Source organism: Pseudomonadota bacterium, from assembly GCA_039815145.1.
Taxonomy (GTDB): Bacteria; Pseudomonadota; Gammaproteobacteria; order Steroidobacterales; family JBCBZW01; genus JBCBZW01.
The window spans coordinates 1-17952 of the sequence record JBCBZW010000060.1 but is presented as its reverse complement, the minus strand read 5'-3'; the positions used below and the strand labels follow the sequence as shown (position 1 = coordinate 17952).

The 17952-nt window shown below is 62.9% G+C and carries 14 protein-coding genes and 1 pseudogene; 5 read left to right on the top strand and 10 right to left on the bottom strand.

From position 1 onward, the window contains the following. Positions 1-38 precede the first annotated feature (38 nt). From AAF184_15110 to AAF184_15075, 8 genes are all read right to left on the bottom strand, one after another. Entirely contained in the window at positions 39-488 is a 450-nt protein-coding gene (locus AAF184_15110; protein ID MEO0423665.1) for a DUF126 domain-containing protein, read from the bottom strand. Next, positions 481-1758, bottom strand: coding sequence for an aconitase X (locus AAF184_15105; GenBank protein MEO0423664.1), 1278 nt, complete (start codon positions 1756-1758; stop codon positions 481-483). Before AAF184_15105 ends, AAF184_15110 begins: the two co-directional genes overlap by 8 nt. Next, positions 1724-3256, bottom strand: a complete 1533-nt coding sequence (locus tag AAF184_15100; protein MEO0423663.1) for a BCCT family transporter — start codon at positions 3254-3256, stop codon at positions 1724-1726. Before AAF184_15100 ends, AAF184_15105 begins: the two co-directional genes overlap by 35 nt. A 9-nt stretch (positions 3257-3265) precedes the next feature. After that, the gene (locus AAF184_15095; protein MEO0423662.1) at positions 3266-4867 is read right to left on the bottom strand and encodes a carboxylesterase family protein; all 1602 of its coding nucleotides are present in this window, start codon (positions 4865-4867) and stop codon (positions 3266-3268) included. After that, the gene (locus AAF184_15090; GenBank protein ID MEO0423661.1) at positions 4845-5831 is read right to left on the bottom strand and encodes an NADPH:quinone reductase; all 987 of its coding nucleotides are present in this window, start codon (positions 5829-5831) and stop codon (positions 4845-4847) included. Before AAF184_15090 ends, AAF184_15095 begins: the two co-directional genes overlap by 23 nt. A 23-nt stretch (positions 5832-5854) precedes the next feature. Beyond that, on the bottom strand, positions 5855-6634 hold the full coding sequence (locus AAF184_15085) for an SDR family oxidoreductase (protein MEO0423660.1): 780 nt from the start codon (positions 6632-6634) through the stop codon (positions 5855-5857). Between the two features lie 13 nt (positions 6635-6647). Beyond that, entirely contained in the window at positions 6648-9056 is a 2409-nt protein-coding gene (locus AAF184_15080) for a TonB-dependent receptor (protein ID MEO0423659.1), read from the bottom strand. A 119-nt stretch (positions 9057-9175) separates the two neighbouring features. Then, on the bottom strand, positions 9176-11125 hold the full coding sequence (locus AAF184_15075) for a sulfotransferase (protein ID MEO0423658.1): 1950 nt from the start codon (positions 11123-11125) through the stop codon (positions 9176-9178). Positions 11126-11259: 134 nt separating this feature from the next. On the opposite strand from AAF184_15075, the gene gcvA reads away from it, so the two are divergent. Further along, positions 11260-12195 (top strand): transcriptional regulator GcvA, encoded by a 936-nt coding sequence (gcvA, locus tag AAF184_15070; protein MEO0423657.1) that lies wholly within the window; start codon positions 11260-11262, stop codon positions 12193-12195. A gap of 43 nt (positions 12196-12238) precedes the next feature. Here gcvA and AAF184_15065 read toward each other — a convergent pair whose 3' ends face one another. Then, positions 12239-13306 (bottom strand): hypothetical protein, encoded by a 1068-nt coding sequence (locus AAF184_15065; protein ID MEO0423656.1) that lies wholly within the window; start codon positions 13304-13306, stop codon positions 12239-12241. A 294-nt stretch (positions 13307-13600) separates the two neighbouring features. Between AAF184_15065 and AAF184_15060 the strand changes: the two genes are divergently transcribed. Next, positions 13601-13876 carry a hypothetical protein gene (locus AAF184_15060; GenBank protein ID MEO0423655.1) on the top strand — a complete coding sequence of 92 codons (276 nt, stop codon included), beginning with the start codon at positions 13601-13603 and terminating at the stop codon, positions 13874-13876. A gap of 139 nt (positions 13877-14015) precedes the next feature. Here the strand turns inward: AAF184_15060 and AAF184_15055 are convergent. After that, positions 14016-14830: pseudogene (locus tag AAF184_15055) on the bottom strand (SDR family oxidoreductase). 181 nt (positions 14831-15011) lie between these two features. Between AAF184_15055 and AAF184_15050 the strand changes: the two are divergent. The 3 genes from AAF184_15050 to AAF184_15040 all read left to right on the top strand — a co-directional run bounded on the left by AAF184_15050 (position 15012) and on the right by AAF184_15040 (position 17569). Continuing rightward, positions 15012-15887 carry an AraC family transcriptional regulator gene (locus AAF184_15050; GenBank protein MEO0423654.1) on the top strand — a complete coding sequence of 292 codons (876 nt, stop codon included), beginning with the start codon at positions 15012-15014 and terminating at the stop codon, positions 15885-15887. Between the two features lie 388 nt (positions 15888-16275). Continuing rightward, entirely contained in the window at positions 16276-16812 is a 537-nt protein-coding gene (locus AAF184_15045) for an SRPBCC family protein (GenBank protein ID MEO0423653.1), read from the top strand. A 148-nt stretch (positions 16813-16960) separates the two neighbouring features. Beyond that, positions 16961-17569 carry a VPLPA-CTERM sorting domain-containing protein gene (locus tag AAF184_15040; protein ID MEO0423652.1) on the top strand — a complete coding sequence of 203 codons (609 nt, stop codon included), beginning with the start codon at positions 16961-16963 and terminating at the stop codon, positions 17567-17569. Positions 17570-17952: the final 383 nt, after the last annotated feature.

Here is a 17952-nt window from a genome sequence, read left to right as displayed (position 1 = left end):
CGCGTTTTGAGATGTCCCCGGGGGGTGTGTTGCCTACGTCACCACGTTCGCGGGCGTATTCGATCGGCGTGGGTGGGGTCGAGGACGAAGCTACGCCTGGGATCTTCCAAGTACTGGTCGCGCAGTGCCTCCCGGGTAGTGTCGCTGATGATCGCCACGGGCAAGGGTGCATGGCCGGCGAACTGCGCCGCCATCGATGCCGCCAGCGGTACGGGGTCGGGTTCCGAGAGAAGGACCGCGAGGGGCGCGCATCCCCTTGCGATGAGTTCGAGCAAGGCACCGGGCCCCGCCGTACTGCCCTTCGTTCGCTCCGTGACCAGCAGGACGCCGGCCAGGGAGCAGCCCTGCTGTGGATGGCCGACCTCCGTCACCACGCCTGTCAGCGAATCGACACCGCCCCATAGACTGACCGGCGCATCGAGCACCAGCAAGGGCGCCTCGGCGACGCCCTCCAGCAGGAATTCCACTCGGTGGGGAGCGTCAAACATCCCAGTACGCATCCACGATGTATCGACCACCTACCGCTGCCTCGACACACTCATCAAGGGTGGCAACGACTGGTGTACAAGGCAGCCCCGCTGCTGCATAGGCCGCCCACTTCACCGAGTTGGTCAGCACATGCCCGATCGTGCGGTTGAGAAGTCGGCCATAGTAGGTACAGGTGTCGCGCACCAGGGTGACGCCCCGGGACTTGAGCTGTCCCACGACGGGGCGTAGGCGGGGGTCCCCGTAGACCTCTCGTCCGACGGACACGATCAGCGGGAGACGGACGGAGTCGCTGTACCGATTGAGCTTTACGGCGATCTCGGTCACTTCGTCGCGACCGATATGTGGCGCCCCGATACAAACGGCCACCGGCTTCACATCGCTCGAGGAGCGCCACTGCTCGGCGACCCGTGCCAGGTGCTCGTCATCCAAGCGCACGACTTCGCAACGATCCAGCGTCGCCTCCACACCGTGCGCTTCTGGTGTACTCCCTCGTACGTGCAACATGGCTAGGGAACCCGACACACCCGCCGCCGCACAGAGCCCCTGCAGCGCCGGGTGATCGAGTCCGACAGGTACCCCCTTCAGGAAGCTCGTGCGCGCACCGGCTGCCGCTCCCAAGGCAAAGCCCACGAACTGAAGACCGACGCGGTCATCGAACCAACGCCGAGACAGCTGTCCGGCATCGACGATCAGCTCCGGCTGCCGCCCCTCGTCCATCATGACCCCGGCGTACGGCGCTCGTCCGCTCAAGGCGCACGCAAGATCCAGGTACTGCGGGCACTTCAGACTGCGCGCTCCGATGACGGAATTGGCAAACAGCACCGCGTTTGACTCTGCCCAGGCGACGTTCTCACCGAAGCTTGGCGCGTCGTTCAAGAAGTACGGAGCACACGTCAGCGTGGTCCGACAACCCAGCTTTGAGAGCGACTGCACGACTGCCCAAGCCTGGTCGCGCTCACTGCCGGCATAGCACCGCGCAGCCTCCACGGTCAGGTCAGCCGAACTTGCATTGAGGGTAGTGGGCACGCGCACCTGAGCGCCGTGCGCCACGAGCTCGCGCAGGAACGCCAGATTCGCTGGACCCGAATGATAGGCACCGACCAGGTGTGCCCGGCTGATGGAGACCAACCGCGATGCACCCAGAGCCTGCGCAACTTTCAGCAACAGTCGCATCGCCCATTGCGCTGTATGGCCCCGTGACCCGTCGAGGTCTGCCGTGTCGTCGTTCGACAGGCTAACGCGGGTGTGCGTCGGCGACGGGCGCGTCATTGGCCTTGAGTGATCTGGCCAGGTTCACGCACATCAGCACGGCCACCAGCAGGAGCGGCAACGAGGCGACCAGTACGGCGGACATCACCACCCGAACCCCTCCCTCGACGGCCATGAGGGCAACCGGCAGCAAACCCAGCACCAGCGCCCAAAACAGGCGATGCCAGCGCGCGGGATCCTCGCCAACCCTCAGCTGCTGTGACGCGGCGGACGCGAGCGCGTAAGCCGCCGAATTGTAGGTGGTGGCGATGAAGATGATGCTGATGAGCGCGAACACGGTCTGCGCCAGCGCACCGAACGGCAGCGCTCCTATCACGCTGGCGATCGCCTGCGCCGGGTCCACCGCCGCCATGATCTCGCGCACCGCAACGATACCGTTCAGGTCGAGATACAGCGCGTAGTTCCCGGCGATGATGTAGAACACCCAGGCACCCAGGCTACCGAACAACGCCATCGACAGGATGAGCTGCTTCAAGGTTCGGCCGCGGGAGATCCTGGTCACGAAAATGCCAACGAACGGGCCAAAGGCGATCCACCAGGCCCAATAGAAAATCGTCCAGTCCTCCACGAACCCGGTGCGCGCTACGGGGTCGGTCCAGGTCAGCATGCTGATCATGTTCTGCAGCATGAAGCCGATGCTCTGGGTGCCCATCCTGAGAATGAACAGCGTTGGTCCCACCAGCAGGATGAACGCGAGAAACAGCAGCGCGGCGATCACATTGAGGTCAGCCAGGCGCTGAATGCCCTTCTCCAGGCCGACGTACACGGTGAACGCGAACAACGCGACGCAGACGGCGACGACGGAGACATCCAGCGCGAAGGAGCGCTCGAGCTGAAACGCATCCGCCAAACTCGCCGAGATCATCGGCACGGCAAGCCCCATCGAGGTGCCCGCACCGGCGATCAGGGCCAACATGAAGATACCGTCGAGCAGCCTGGCAAGCAGCGAGGACTCCCCCTTCTCGCCCAGGAAGGTGTGACAACTCGTACTCAAGCGCAGGTAGGGCACTTTCTGCACGTAGTAGGCGTAGGAGATGGCCACCGTGGGCAGGGCGTAGATCGTCCATGCGATCAGGCCCCAGTGGAACAGGCCGTAGGACGTTGCCCAGTTCCTGGCTTCGCTACTCCCTGGTGCCGCGCCGAAGGGGGGATTGTCGAGATAGAAGGCCCACTCGATCGTCGCCCAGTAGACCAGGCCGGCACCCACGCCGGCGCAAAACAGCATGGACACCCACCCGAAGGTGGAAAACTGTGGTCGTTCGCCGGGTTCGCCCAGGCGAATCTCCCCGTAGCGCCCGAGGGCGACCCACGCGAGGAACCCCACGATACCGATCACCACCCATTGGTATAGCAAACCGAACTGATGAGCGATCCAGTCGTACAGCCCGCTGATCCGGACCCCGGCCGCCTCGGGCCAAATCAGAATCGGCACGCACACGAACATCACGACCACGAACGCGGTCAGGAAGATGATCGGATCGATCTTCGCTCTCTTCATGGATGCACTCTACTGAGAACTCTCGATGAGATCACACAGCTCAGTCCACTCCCCGCTGGAGAGTTCGATATCACCACCGAGTTGCAGTATGTTCTGTGTGTCTGACGCGTATGGAGGCCATCGCGCAAGCGCTGGGCCGTTGGGGTCTCCCCGCGTTGCGAAGTTCGCCCAATAGGACTGCATCGCCATCGTCAGGCGGTCGTCGACCGAATCCCCCGGCAACCAGGAATCCGCCGTATCGAACACGTAGGGAATCTCGGCGCCGTGGTAGGCGAGCAAGGCATCGCCGCCGGGCCGTACGCGGGTGAACAGATAGACGTAGGGCGTTACCCCGAGCGACTCCATACGATTCGCTACTTCGCGGGCCGGGCACCAGAATTCGGCAGCGCTGATCAGCCGGTTCGCACGCATCTCCACGCTGTCGTACCGTTGCTCGAGCAGCTGCGCGACCTTGCGCTGGGCCCGCGGGGCATGCTGCTGGAGGGCGTCATGCCATGAGGACTCGACGTCCTCGGGCAGGTACATCAACCACTCATCGTGATTCGCGCCCACCATCAGCGGTATCCCCGCCACTTCGGCATCCGCTACTAAATTCACGCCATCGGCAATCGGCCCGAAATAGTAGCTCTTCAATTCGGCTGCACGCTTCTGGACCATCTGCTCCCAAGGGAGGGCCCGCATCGCTTCGACGTTCGGCGCCCGCAGGCTCTCGAAGAACTGCTCGCCCACCTTGAGTGCTTCGCTGTAGTCAATACGGTCATAGGGTGCCAGCGCGCCACTTTGGATAATCGCCCTGTGGAACAGCCCCAGTGCTGACGGCATGCGCATCAAGGCCGAGATGTTGCCGCCACCCGCCGACTCACCGAACACGGTGACCTGTGTCGGATCGCCGCCGAACGCCGCAATGTTGTCTTGCACCCAGCGAAGAGCGGCAACCTGATCCGCCAACCCGTAGTAGCCCGAAACGCGTTGAGGATCTTCCTGCTCCAACGCCGGGTGGGCCATAAACCCAAGGGGACCTAAGCGATAGTTGATGCTCACCACCACCAGATCGCGGGCGGACGCCAGCGCCCCACCACGGTAGTTCGGCTCGTGAGCGTAGCCGTTGACGTTGGAGCCGCCGTGGATCCAGACCATCACGGCTCGCGGCGTATCCCCGGCGGTGGTCGGTGTCCACACGTTGAGGTAGAGGCAGTCTTCTGAAACCTTCGTGAGTGGCGGTATGACCCGTCGATCCGCTCCTAGGCCGGCTGCAACGTCGCGATACCAGTCTGCGTTGCCCTGATCCTGGGGACACGCGGCGCCGAACTCCTCCGCGTCTTGTACACCCTTCCGTGCGCGGTGTGGCTGTGGCGACTTCCATCGCAGCGCTCCCACGGGAGGCGCGGCGAAGGGGATTCCGCGAAAGGCGCGCACGCCAGACGGCAGCCTGGTGCCAAGGAGTCGCTCACCGCCCGCGCTGACGAGCAGTGATTCATCGGAAGACGCGACCTGCCCGCCCTCGGTGCACCCCAGAGCGATACCCAGGGCGGCAACGATCAGCCCGCCGAGGGCTACGGGGAGTCCCCTCCTCTTCCGCGCACCGGAGCTATTCCAGAGAGACGACAACACCACCTCGAAAGCCGCCCTCCTCGATCAATCGATGGCTTGTCGCGATTGCGTCGAGCGGCAGCTCATGGGCGATCCTGTGCACGAGCCTATCCTCCGTGAGCGCCAGCGTGATGTCGGTGATTGCCTGCTGCTTGGCGGATTCCAGCATCGCGTAAACGATCACGATCTGAATGTTCAGATCCATGTAGAGCATGCGAAAGAACGGAAGCTTCGGTTCGGCCACCTGCACGGAGGAGTAGGTCGCGATAACACCGCTGGTACGTATGCAGTCCAACACCTGTTCGAGGTTCGCACCGAACTCGACGTCGACGACACGATCGACAGGCTCACCGCCGTTGGCGGCGAGCACCGCATTGGCCCAATCGGGTTCGCGATGGTTGACCACTGCATCGGCACCCACTTCCCGGCAGGCGGCCTCGTCCAGGGGAGAGCTCGCCGTGGCGATCACCCGCGCACCCCCAAGCTTGGCCCATTGGATCGCATAATGGCCGACGCGACCGGCGCCGCCGGTCACGAGGATGGTTGCCCCCGCGACATCGCCATCGGCGTAGACGCAGCGATGCGCCGTCATGCAGGGAATCCCCATGCAGGCACCCACAGCGAAGGAGGCTGTCTCGGGCAGCGTTACGGCACGCGATTGATCGAGTGCCACATACTCCGCTGCCGTGCCGAAGCGGCGTGCGAACTGGGCCTGATACACCCACACCCTCTCACCGATTCGGGTCTGCGGCACGTCCTCGCCGACAGCCTCGACCACACCTGCTCCGTCGCTGTGGGGAATCACCAGCCCACCGTCGAGCAGGTTAGGGAAGGACCCAGCTCGCTTCTTCACATCCGACGGGTTAACACCACTGGTGCTCAGCCTCACCAACACCTCACCGGTGCCGGGGACGGGCACCGGCTGCTCGCCAACGACGAGGGCATCTTGTGCAGCCCCAAAGCGTTCGAACCATGCCGCTCTCATCACTGCCTCTATCCTGTCACGGGTTAGTCCAACCAGTTGGAAAGCGACTCGGTGTGTCCGTCGACGCCGATCGCTTGGCCGGATACCTTCGCCCCCTGGGGCGAGGTCAGAAAGTACACCAGCTCCGCCACGTCCTCGGCCTCGACGAAGCAGCGTAGCGATGACTGGCGCTCATAGGTCTTGCGAATGGCCTCCGGGGCAATTCCGCGGGCGCGCGCATCACGCTCGATCACGCCGTCGATGCGAGGGCCGGCGACACTGCCGGGGCAAATCGCATTGACCCGAATCCCCTCGGGACCAAGTTCCATGGCCAACGTCTTGGTCATCCCGATCAACGCCCACTTGGATGCCGCGTAGGGCAGGCGCAGGGGAAAGCCAAAGAGCCCCGCGTTCGACGAGATGTTCACGATCGACCCGTGGCCACTGCCGCGCAGCATGGGAATCGCACGGCGCAGGCAATAGAACTGTCCGCTCAGGCTCACCGAGATCGCGCGATCCCAGTCCTCTGTCCCAATCGCTTCGGCCGGCGCCGTAGGCCCGGCGATACCCGCATTGTTCACGAGTACGTCCAGGCCACCGTGCGTTTGCTCGAGTTCCGTGAATACTCGATCGACGTCAGCCACCGACGACACATCACCCACGGATCCGGTGATACCGCTGCCCCCCTTCGACAGCTCCGCGATGGCCTCCTGGTTCACGTCACATACATGTACTCGGTGGCCACTGTCGACGAATCGCTGCGCGGTAACGCGGCCAATTCCATCGGCCCCACCGGTGATCAGGACTTTGAGTGCATGGTTCATCGACCAGTGCCGCCTATTCGAAGCGCATGCTCAGCCTCATGCCCACCGAAAAGGGGCGATTGGCCACGACACGGTTGTCTCCGCCGCGCGCAAACAGCGTCAGTTGGGCATTCTCGTCCGTCACATTGTTGACGTACACGTCGAGGTTGGTGTTGCCGAACCGAACCCCACCCGACAGATTGAGTAGCCCATAGCTGTCCTGCTGCAGCCGATCATTGACGAACAGGTCGTTCTGCGAGCTGTCTGTCCAGTTCCAGGCTGCCTGGAAATAGGCATCGCGACCGGCTAGGGAGAAAGTATGTCGTGAGACCAGCGTGTACTTCAGGTCCGGGGTGAACGGAAGATCCGTACCTTCCGGCGCGGCCGGCGTCGTGTCGGTGGTGCCGACGAAGAAGTCCTCCGACAGCTCCGCCTCGTTGTAGGAGAAACCACCGGAGAGGGTCCATCCCTCGGTGACCAGCACCTCGAAATCGCCCTCGATGCCAATGATATCGGCACCACCGGTGTTGGCGGTGAGGCCGAGGAACGATCCGAAGCTCTCCACATCGAACCGGGTGAGCTGCAGGTCCTCCCAGTCCATGACGTACGCAGCCCCGTTGAAGCGGGCTCTGCCATTGGCGAAGGTCGTCTTCCAGCCCACCTCATAGTTCTTCAAGAAGTCCGGCTGGTAGATCTGCGGTATCACGGGACTCGGCTCACGGTTGACGCCTCCCGGGCGAAAGCCCTCCGAGTACGTGGCATAGAGTAGGACGTCGTCACTGAACTGATAGCTCGCATTGACCTTGGTGGTGAAGTCGTCGATCTTGGCGCCGAGCCCCCCACCGCAATCGGCACTGGTCGGTGTACCGTTGCCGATGCGATTGCCATCCGCCGGATCGAAACAGCTGAAGCGCGAGCCGACGAACCCCGTAAGGTCATCGTCGGTTTCGAACCAACGCAGGCCCACCGTGGCCGACAGCTTCTCGGTCAGGTCGACGGTCACCTCACCGAATAGGGCGATTTCCGAGAAGTCACGCTGTTGGTTGGTGGCAAAGTAGAGATCCTCGCGACCGTTGATGTTGCGATCCAGGGGAATGTCGTTGCCATCCGGGATGGTCGGGATGATCCACTGATTGAAGTAGTCGTGCTGGTCATTGTTGTAGAACAGGCCGGATACCCAGCGCACTCTCCCATCCCCCTTGGACTGCAGCCTCACCTCGATGGAAGAGCGCTTGAAGGTGCTGTCGTTCTCGTACTGGATGCGGGGATCGGTGCAGTTGTTGAAGTCGTAGTACACGCAGGTGTAGTAGTACTCGATGTAATCCGAGTACTCCGAGTACTGGGAGTAATCGATGTCGTAGTCGACCTCACGATCGAGGTAGGAGCCGGCGAAGGTGACATCCGCAAAGCCCAAATCACCGTTGATCGTCAACCCCAGCTGAGTCCAGGTGTCCTCGTAGCTGTCCTGGAAGAACCGCTCTACCCGGCCCTGCCCTGGACCGTCCGGACCGGGCTGATCGGCGAAGACACCATCCGATTCCTGCATCTGCGCGATGACGCTGGCGGTTGCGGTCCAGCTGTCGTTCAGATCGATGCCGAGCGCCGCCCGGGCGCCCGTATTGGTCAGGGAGTTGTAGTCCTCCTCAACCGTGTTCTGGTCTGGATTGGCATTGCCGCTATTGGACACCGTGATGCCGCTGCGGGACAAGGTGAGCGTCGAGGGGACCACGTCGATCCAGCCACCGTCCTCCACCCGCCAGCCGACCAGGCGAATCGCCGCGTTCTCTGAGATGGGCACATTGGCGAACCCTTCCACCGAGTACCCTGCCTCGCCGCCCCTTACGGTGTTGCCGCCAACATCCACGCCCGCGGAGAAGGCGGTGGGATCGGGGTTGTTGGTGATGATGCGCAGTGCCCCGGCCTGGGAGTTGGCGCCGTACAAGGTGCCCTGGGGCCCGGCAAGGGTCTCGATACGGGAGATGTCGTAGATGTGGACGTCTAGGTTTCGACCGATGGCCGTGACGGGTTGATCGTCGAGGTACAGAGCCACACTCGGTGTGGTGCCGGAGAAGTTGCCATCGCCACCATCGGAGACGCCACGCATGTAGATCTGCGCCTGGCCAGGTCCGAACTGCTGGGCGGATACGGTGGGCAGGAACTGGAAGTAATCGGCGAAGCCCGTGATGTTCAGCTCATCGAGCTTCTGCTCGCCGAGGACGTTCACGCTGACCGGCACGTCCTGCAGGTTCTGCGTACGCTTCTGCGCTGTGACCACCACCTCTTCCAGGGAAAGTTCCTGGGCCAACGCTGCGCCGGTGCTCGCAAACAGCACGCCGGTGGCCAGCCCCGCAGGGATCACTCGCCGTCGCAAAGCCCGTCGCACACCCACGGCGAGTGCGTTGTGGCGCGTGTAGTGGGTTGCCCCGCTATGGAACTTCTTCATGACTGCCCCCCCGGACCGCGAGAAGTGTCGGCGCCGGCCGCGCCGATTCATCGCGCCACGCTATCTCAACGGCGAGGGGGCAAGCAAAGGAGATTAACTCACAGGCCCTTGAGAAAAACTCAACTCGCGAGCGAGCCCAAAGGCTCCCTCAGGGGGGAAAGGTGGCTTGCGTAGTGTCGCCATTGCTCGACGGCACCGGAGTAGATCGGCTGGCGAACTTGCTCGGAACTGGCCGTACGAACGGCGCGCTCGTTGCGGTAGAACTCGATGCAGGAGGGTTCGAAGGGAAGGCCGCAGTAGTCGAGCATGCGTCTCACCGCACCTTCCGTATCCGCGACCATCTCCTCGTAGTTGATACGCAGCACCCGTCCCGGCAGCACCTGATCCCAGTGGTCCATGAAGCTCGCGTAGTCACGATAGTAGCGACCGATCTCCTCGAGGCTGTAGCTGAAGTTCTGACCACTGGCGAACAGCTGCTTGTAGCCGCTGAAGCAGCACGCCATGGAATAGCGCCGCGCATCGATGATCCGCGCATTGGGCAGGATCAGGTGAATGAGCCCGATATGGGCGAAATTGTTCGGCATCTTGTCGATGAAATGAGGCGCCCCGGACCGGTGTATCTGCGTTCGCTCGAGATACTCAGCGCCCAGTGCTGCCAACTGATCGGCGCCAAACTGCGCTAGCACCGCCGGATACTGCGACTTGTCGGATCGCTTGTTCTTTCGGCTCAGGCGACGGGCGATGGAAATGATGTCGGGCAACTCCATCGTGCCCTCGACCCTGCTATGGCTGGCGAGGATCTGCTCCAGCAAGGTCGATCCGGCGCGCGGTAACCCAACGATGAAGATAGGTGCAACGGACGGATCCCCGCACGATGCCATCTGCGCGAGGAACTCCCGGCTGAAGAACGCCTTGTGCTGCTCCAGGTTGCGGGCGTGTTCGTCTGCGTCCCAGCGCACCGTCTTGCGCCGGGCCGCATTGCCCCGCGCGTAGTAGTGGAAGGACTCGTCGTATTCGCCGCGATCCTCCAGTGCCTTCCCCAAAGCGAAGGCCAGGTGGTACAGATCGTCGGCAGACCCCGCAGCGTTGTCGATCTCCTGGCGCATTCGCGCAATCTGTCCATCATCGAATTTGAAGGTCTTGAGATTGGCCAGGCTCCAGTACGCCTCCCCCAGACCGGGGGAAAGCTGCACCGCCCTCCCGTAGGCGTCGATCGCTTCTGCCTGGCGCCCTACGGTCTTCAGTGCATGGCCCATGCTCATGCGCGTTCGCGGCTGATCGGGGTAGCGCTCCAGCACTTGCTCGTAGATCGCGATTGCCCTACTCGCTTCGCCTATCCGGGCGAGGATCGAGGCCTTCAACAGCAGATGCGAGGGCCTGTTGGGTTCTGCGGCGATCACCGTATCGATCTCGGCAAGCGCTTCCCGGTAGCGAAACATCTTGAACAGAAGGTGCGCGAAGTTACTCCGTGCGAAGTGGAAATCCGGCGCGAGTTGGAGACAGCGGTGGAGCAGCTTGGCGGCATCATCGTGGCGTCCGATCCGTATCGCCACATCTGCGAGCATGCGGATCGCCGACACATTGGTGGGGTGTCTCTTCAGGTATTCCCGGCAAAGCCCCTCCGCAATTCCCAGCTGACCCGAGAACAAGGCATTGCCGGCCTTCACCAATGCGGTGTCCTGCACTGAGCATCGGACATGCTCTTGGTAGGCTTCGTTGCTGCCCGTGTCATCCCCGCGTTCAGCGAGCAGGTCACCCAACGCCTTCCACGCGCCCGCCAGATCCCGTTGCAGGGAAACCGCCGTGCGTAGGGCAGCTTCAGCCTCGGACCAACGGCCTGCGCCGATCAGGCTCAAGCCGAGCTCCGCTTGCGCGGGGGCGAACTGCGGGTGCTCGCAGGTCAGGGATGACAAAGCGTCGATGGCGGGCGCGAACTGGCCTGTCCGGCGATCGCACATGGCGAGCAGCAAGCGGGCGTGCTTCTCCCCCGGCACGACCTTGAGCACTTCTCGCGCCTGCTCCTGTGCCGCTTCAGGATTCTCTTGAAGCTGGGCAAACGCATGGCGCATTGCGGTAGCTGCGTCGCCGGTGCGGGCGCCTGGCGGATTGGAGGCGGTACTCATTACCGCAGTGAGTTTGACATGGCCGAATTCCGAACCGCAATCTATGGAGGCCTATCGGAATTGAATTATTCTCACCGCACATGCGCTCCAGAGTTCCCTCCCTGAATGCACTTCGCACCTTCGAGGCTGCAGCCAGGAATGGCAGTTTCAAAGCGGCAGCAGGCGAATTGTGCGTCTCCCACTCGGCGGTGAGCCATCAGATCAAGCTGCTCGAACGAGATTTGGGTATTGAACTTTTCTTACGTAAATCTGGATCCGTAGAACTCACTCGCCTCGGGCGCACTTACTACCCCATCCTGCGCGACGCCTTTGATCGGATCGCCGAGGGAACCGAGCTTCTCGTGAATTCAAAGGTGCATTCGACGTTGACCTTACAGGTCTACTCCACCTTTGCGATCCGCTGGCTGATACCGCGGATATCGGATCTGAACGAGAAGCATCCGGAACTCAAGCTACGGCTGCATACGTCCCAATCCGATGTTGATTTCGAACATGAGGACGTCGATCTCTGCGTCATGATCGGCCATCGTTCGCGACCCAGCCTGCGCTACAACTACCTCTTCTCATCCTGCATCTTTCCGGTATGCAGCGAAGCTGTACTCGAGTCCTTTGCCCTCGCCGATGATCCAAGAAACCTAGCGAATGCCCCCTTGCTGCAGGTCTATCCCTCCAGGCGAGACTGGTGGATCTGGCTCGAGGAAAACGGCATCGAAGGCGTCGATCCGGACGCTGGCCAGCAGTTCGACAGTTACGATCTGGCCATGAACGCCGCGATGCAAGGCATTGGGGTTGCCCTAGCCATGGAGCCGTTCGTCAACAGAGACCTGAAGGCTAACCTCCTCCAGGAACCCTACCCGCAGATGCGCGTCTACACGCCGAACGACTGGTACCTCGTCTGTCGCGACGAGAAATCCGATCACCCTGACGTGGTGCTCTTTCGCCGCTGGCTCGTCGACCAGGTGGCAAGCGATGCCTCGATACACATCAGGCAACACCGCGGGGCGCAGCTCACCTGAGAGCAGTGCATGCAAGGCAACACGCCTAGCAAGGCATGGAGCGCTATTGGACGGACTGCTGGTCGAAGAAGTCCATGATCAAGGGCCACGTTTGGTTGAGCCTGTAGGTGTGACCCATGCCTAAGCGGCAGTCGAGCACACGGGGCCAGCCAGTATCGTCGGTGCAGTAGGTGCGGCAATCGGTCTGCGGGCGACCGTCATCGAAGGGCATAGCATCTGCCGTCACGCTGCAGCCGTGGGCCTGGGCCCACACCCGGGTGATCGCGGTCGCGCTAGCGTAGTAGAAGACGTCACCGTCGGAGGTGATCGTGTAGTACGGGTTGCGCCAGCGCCCCGGCGGCACGGTGGTGTCGCCTCGCCCGGTGATGAGGAGAACGGGCAGGTCGCCCGGCTTGCCTGGCCCATCGAGGTATGCCCTGTGCGGCAGCCCGATGATCGGTGCGATCGCCCGGTAGGTGGGCGCGCTGACGGGATCCTGGCCGAGGGACCAGGTGAACATACCGCCGTTCGAGCCACCGGCTGCAAATACGTTGTCGAAATCAACACACAGCTGCTCACCGAGGTACCCGACCAGTGCCGTTGCGAAGGCGACATCGTCCGTCTGGCAGTGGGTCCAGGCACAGGTGTTGACCGCTGTGTCGGCACAGGATGGGTAGTTGTAGTCGGGGGTGGCCAGGGGATTGCAGATGCCTGCGTTATCCCCAGGGATCTCCCGATTGCGTCTGTCGCCATCGAGGCCCGTGGTAGAGCCCGGAAACGACCAGGAGTTGAGGCTTCGATCCGGTTCGCCCGAACCGATGCCGCGGGGTGCCGCGAGAATATACCCGCGCGAGTCCGCTTCGGAGACTACGGTGTCATTGCTCAGGAACTCGTTTTCGTTGCCACCCCAGCCATGGAATATGGTGATGAGTTTGGTTGGATCGTCCGCATCGTAGCCTGCGGGCACATGGATGCGGACAGTGCGAGTAAGCCCGTCGTGAACCATCGTGAAGGTCCCACTCGTGAGTCCTTCGGCACCACAGCCGGGGCTTGGGGTCATGGCCGTCGCGGGGAGCGTCGCGAGGCCCAGGAAGGGCGTGAGGAACACAGCCCAGGATATCGAGTGCTTCATGTTGTTCTGCCCGAACGGATATCTCCGGCGCGAGTCTAGCGTCGGGCACTACGGCCGTTCAACCACCTTCGGCGACTCTGCAATGGACTTGCACCGCGGTATTTAGATCGACGAGAAGGTACCCCTATCGGACTCGGAGGTAACTCGTGATCGCATCTGTCGTGAGGTCGCGTGAAACGCGCGGGACCGTCGACTCGCCACGAATCGGTGTCGTCTTGGCCTCGCTCACCCTCGCCGCGAGCGCCTTGAGCATCTGCCTGTCACCCGCGTTCCCTGCGCGATGCTGGAATTGCCTTGGTCGCCTACGGCCGCGAGAACTGGCCGGCCCTTACCCCGCTGGAGAAACTTGTCGCGGAGGGAGGTGGTGACGGCACCGAGGGGTTTGTCCGGCTTGGCAACGCACCGCAGGACTACAGCGGCGTCAGTGTGGGATTCGGTGGCTTTAATGGCGATGGAGCAGGCGATGTGTTGGTGGGCGCACGGGGTGCCCGGCGCGCTGCGCAGGATGCAGCCGGCGAGGTGTACGTCTGGTTTGGAGAGAACGTGAACGGGACCGCAGCACGCCAGTAACCTCCTGCGGACCGTTCGCGGCCGCAGGGCCCCGACGCAACCCTTCCAACGATGCCTCTCGTTGCCTGGGCGCGTATGAGACGGCAATCCCAGGATTGCCGGCTCCTCGCTGCGTGTTCGAGACCTGATGGGTGAGTCTTCAGAGCTTGATCCGCTCCCGCATACCCGCAAACCACACCTCGTCACTCGCACTCGTCCTGGCTGCCAGCGCCTCGATCGCATCATCGCCGACCGGATAACGCATCTGCTCACTACCGTCGGTGACGCACTTCATGATCTCCTCAGCCACCAGCGCGGCCGGAGCAGCCTGCCCCAGGGCTTCACCAAACCCATCCCACAGGTTGTTCACGACGCCCTCGTACTCGGTCAGCGACTCGTCGGTGGTGAAGTCGAAGGAGCGCCCTGCGAAATCAGTTTCGATCGCCCCCGGTTCGATCACCTTCACCTTGATGCCGATGGGCGCGAGCTCGTACTGAAGACCCTCGGAGATGCCTTCGACTGCGAACTTCATGCCGTGGTACAGCGTGCCCGGGGAAACGCTATCTTGCCGCCCATGGACGAGACGTTGACGATGTGCCCAGATTGCTGCTGGCGCATATGGGGCAGCATCGCCTTGGTGGTTTCCAAGAGGCCAATCACGTTCGTGTCGAACTGGCGCCGGATGTTCTCCATTGGAAACGCTTCCAGCGGCCCGAAGGCCCCGTAGCCGGCGTTGTTCAGCAGCACGTCGATTCGGCCGAAGGCCTCAATGCCGACTGCGACGGCCTGGGCGATGGACGCCGGATCGGTGACGTCCAACCGCGTGACCAGCACGTTGTCCAGTTCGCCAAGCTCGGCGCCTTTTTCCGTCGTGCGCATGGTCGCGATCACATTCCAGCCCTGCTGCTGGAAGTATTCGGCAGTGGCCCGGCCGATACCCGTGGAGGCGCCGGTGATCAGAATCGTCTGTGCCATGGTGGTTTCCTCTGTTCGTGGGTAGTTGCGTGGAGAGAATTCTAGGGATCAACCCACCATCTCCGAACACCCAGAGCTACCGACCTATTGCACAATCCTGCCACCCGAGGTCATATCGATATCTGCAATGAGTCTTCACTGATACATTAGTGGCGCAATGCAGACAGCGACCCCCACCCTGATGACCGATAAGCTGGAAAAACTCGGTAGACTCATCGAGCAACACGTCTCGGATGACGGTCCGCTGGAGACCGGCCTCTCCCGACTGATGCTGTTCAAGGAGACCCGCCTGGAGGCTCGCTTCCCCTGGGTCTACGAGCCCGTGATGATGTTGGCCACTCAGGGGCAGAAGAACATCTACCTGGAGGGTCGCCGCTTCGGCTATGGCGCGGGGGAAATCCTCGTGCTCTTCATGCCCATGGCCGTCGAGTGCGAGGTGATAGAGGCCTCCGAGGCCTCGCCGCTGCTGGGCCTTGGTGTTCGCCTCGACCGGCACCGGCTGGGCAACCTGCTGATGACCATGGAGACCGCGGGCACGCCGCCGCCGCGTCCCGACGCCGAAACCGTATCCGGCATCTTCTCGGCACCAGCGAGCGAGCGGCTGGTCGATACCGCGACCCGCCTCGTGGCGTCCCTGGAGGACCCAGCCGAGGCTGCGGCACTGGGTGACAACATCATCGACGAGATCTACTTTCGTCTGCTCAAACACGAACAGGGCGGCACGCTGCGCTACCTGCTCGGCCAGCAGGGTCAGATCCAGCAGGTCTGCAAGGCCATCGAGCACCTGCAGAGCAACCTGCAGCGGCAGGTCTCCGTGGATGAGCTGGCCTCGGTGGCCAACATGAGTGCCTCGAGCTTCCACCGGAAGTTCCGCGACGTGATGCACGTCTCGCCGCTGCAGTACGCCAAGCTGATCCGCCTCAACAGGGCCCGCGATCTCATCATCGACGGGAAAGGCGCAGGAGAAGCGGCCTACGCGGTGGGCTACAACAGCCCGGCGCAGTTCAGCCGTGAGTGCAAACGGCAGTTCGGTACCACGCCGTCGGGTGTGCGCTGATGCGGCTGGAGGCTCCCCTGCATTCCTCGGTGCGTTGCCCGCTCCTCACAGCGGTAGCCACGTGGCATGAGGCCACCGACCACCGGTGCTATCAATTGCATTAACTCGCCATAGGACTTGCAGTCGATGCTACGCAGCATTGCCTGCAACCAATCATCTGGACTAGCTACCAGTGTCCTGAGTTAGAAGTTCGTTGAGTAAGCGCACGGGAGTTTTTCTTCCTGAGCGCGGCGCTAGGACGAGCGTGGCAGGCCCCACGGGAGGAGGAGCAACGTGGGCAGGCGCGAAAAGGCCCCGCGACACTCAACGAACTTCTGACTCCGGACACTAGAACCTCTCGCTCCCCGGCGGGCACTCACGAGGAGTTGTCGCGCCAAGGGAGCGGATGATGAGGTTCTTATGCTGGCTGCTCGTGCTCGTCGCCGGGCCCACCTGGGCGGTGGAAATCGAAGCGCTCTCCGTCGTACGCAAGGGGCGCACGTTCCAAACCAGTGCCGTATTCCTGGTGGATGTTCCGAGGGAACAGGTGATGCGCGCGGCGACCGACTTCGAGCGCATGGGCGACGTCAACCCAGCCGTCGTGGACACGACCGTGGCTCCCCTCGCCTCCGGCGAGACTCGCGTCACCACCACCCTCTACGACTGCGTGGCGCTCGTGTGTCGCACGGTCACTTTGGTGGAGGACGTGCGCCACCACGCCACCGGCCGCCTCTCCACCCGAGTCGTCCCTTCGGCGGGAGATTTCACCGGCGGTGGCGCCACCTGGCGCTTCGATGAAACCGCGCACGGCACGCGCGTGCACTACGAGGGCGAGATCCGACCCAGCTTCTGGGTACCCAGGCTCCTCGGCACCCGCGCCTTCAAACGCTCCCTGCGCCGCCAGGTGACCGCCACCGCAAAACACCTGGAAGCACTAAGTTACTGACCTCGCCGGAATTACACCGTTTCCTGAAGGGTCGCATAGTCGCCCGCCTGAATCCCACGTGCTAGGCTGATCCACGATCGGCGACGTTAGCCTCGAGGACGAGCGCTTCCATCTCGCCGCTCACAATCAAGAATCCATGGAGGGGACCATGTCACGACTCGCCACCGCACTCATCGGCGCGCTCACACTCCTACCGTTTTCCGCGTTCTCGACCACCGTGTGGGATGAGAGCGTGAGCGGCGATCTGTCCAGCGACCCGGATGCACCCACGCCGCTGTCCTTCAGCGTCGGCTCGAACATCATCACCGGCTCCGTCTCCGCCGGCGAAGGGGACACCCGTGATTTCATCACCTTCACCATCGCCGACGGCCAGGTGCTGACGGCGCTGCTGCAGCTCGAGTACGTCGACGGCGACACCGGTGGTCCGGGCAACCGCGGCTTCCACGCCATCAACGAAGGGGAGACCAGCTTCATCCCCGGTGGCGACACGTCGGATCTGTTTCTCGGCGGCGATCACCTCGATCCCCTGGACCCCGGCACGGACCTACTGGCGATCCTCGCCACTGCCCCGCTGGCGGGCGTCGGCTTCGACACGCCGCTGGGCCCCGGCACCTACAGCTATGTGGTGCAGCAGACGGGACCGCAGAACTCCGCGTATTCGCTGGACTTCCAGGTGGCGGCAGTGCCCCTGCCCGCTGGCGTGTGGCTGATCGCCTCCGCCCTCATGGGTCTCGTGGGCTTCCGCCGGCGCGGCTAGACCGCATGCCGGTGACACGGACTCGGGCGCGCTAGCCCGAGTCCGCTATGCCAGGCGGATGTCCACCTGGCAACCGTAGTAACACGCCCCGCCGATCCCCGGCTCTCGCAGATCCTCGCGCAATGCATTCACTGGGTTGCCTGTCGGCGAGACTCCAAGCCAAGCGCCCTTGGGCACGAACAGAGTGCCCTGTCTGACGTTGTCGGTTACGCGGGCGGTGAGGAGATGCGAGCACTCATCGAGCGGGCGATCCTTCCGGTCGGTGAAGGCGCGGTGCACGACGGACGGAAGCAAGCCCTGCGAGGGTGCCGGTACGCGACCCGTTGCTCGTGAGGTCACTGCGACTTCAAGATGGTGCCCGGGCCGGGAACGATCTCGAACTC

Coding starts and splice junctions, on each gene's coding strand:
- AAF184_15110 (MEO0423665.1), bottom strand. CDS start 488: ATGTTTGACGCTCCCCACCGAGTGGAATTCCTGCTGGAGGGCGTCGCC.
- AAF184_15105 (MEO0423664.1), bottom strand. CDS start 1,758: ATGACGCGCCCGTCGCCGACGCACACCCGCGTTAGCCTGTCGAACGAC.
- AAF184_15100 (MEO0423663.1), bottom strand. CDS start 3,256: ATGAAGAGAGCGAAGATCGATCCGATCATCTTCCTGACCGCGTTCGTG.
- AAF184_15090 (MEO0423661.1), bottom strand. CDS start 5,831: ATGAGAGCGGCATGGTTCGAACGCTTTGGGGCTGCACAAGATGCCCTC.
- AAF184_15085 (MEO0423660.1), bottom strand. CDS start 6,634: ATGAACCATGCACTCAAAGTCCTGATCACCGGTGGGGCCGATGGAATT.
- AAF184_15080 (MEO0423659.1), bottom strand. CDS start 9,056: ATGAAGAAGTTCCATAGCGGGGCAACCCACTACACGCGCCACAACGCA.
- AAF184_15075 (MEO0423658.1), bottom strand. CDS start 11,125: ATGCGCCATGCGTTTGCCCAGCTTCAAGAGAATCCTGAAGCGGCACAG.
- gcvA (MEO0423657.1), top strand. CDS start 11,260: ATGCGCTCCAGAGTTCCCTCCCTGAATGCACTTCGCACCTTCGAGGCT.
- AAF184_15065 (MEO0423656.1), bottom strand. CDS start 13,306: ATGAAGCACTCGATATCCTGGGCTGTGTTCCTCACGCCCTTCCTGGGC.
- AAF184_15050 (MEO0423654.1), top strand. CDS start 15,012: ATGACCGATAAGCTGGAAAAACTCGGTAGACTCATCGAGCAACACGTC.
- AAF184_15045 (MEO0423653.1), top strand. CDS start 16,276: ATGAGGTTCTTATGCTGGCTGCTCGTGCTCGTCGCCGGGCCCACCTGG.
- AAF184_15040 (MEO0423652.1), top strand. CDS start 16,961: ATGTCACGACTCGCCACCGCACTCATCGGCGCGCTCACACTCCTACCG.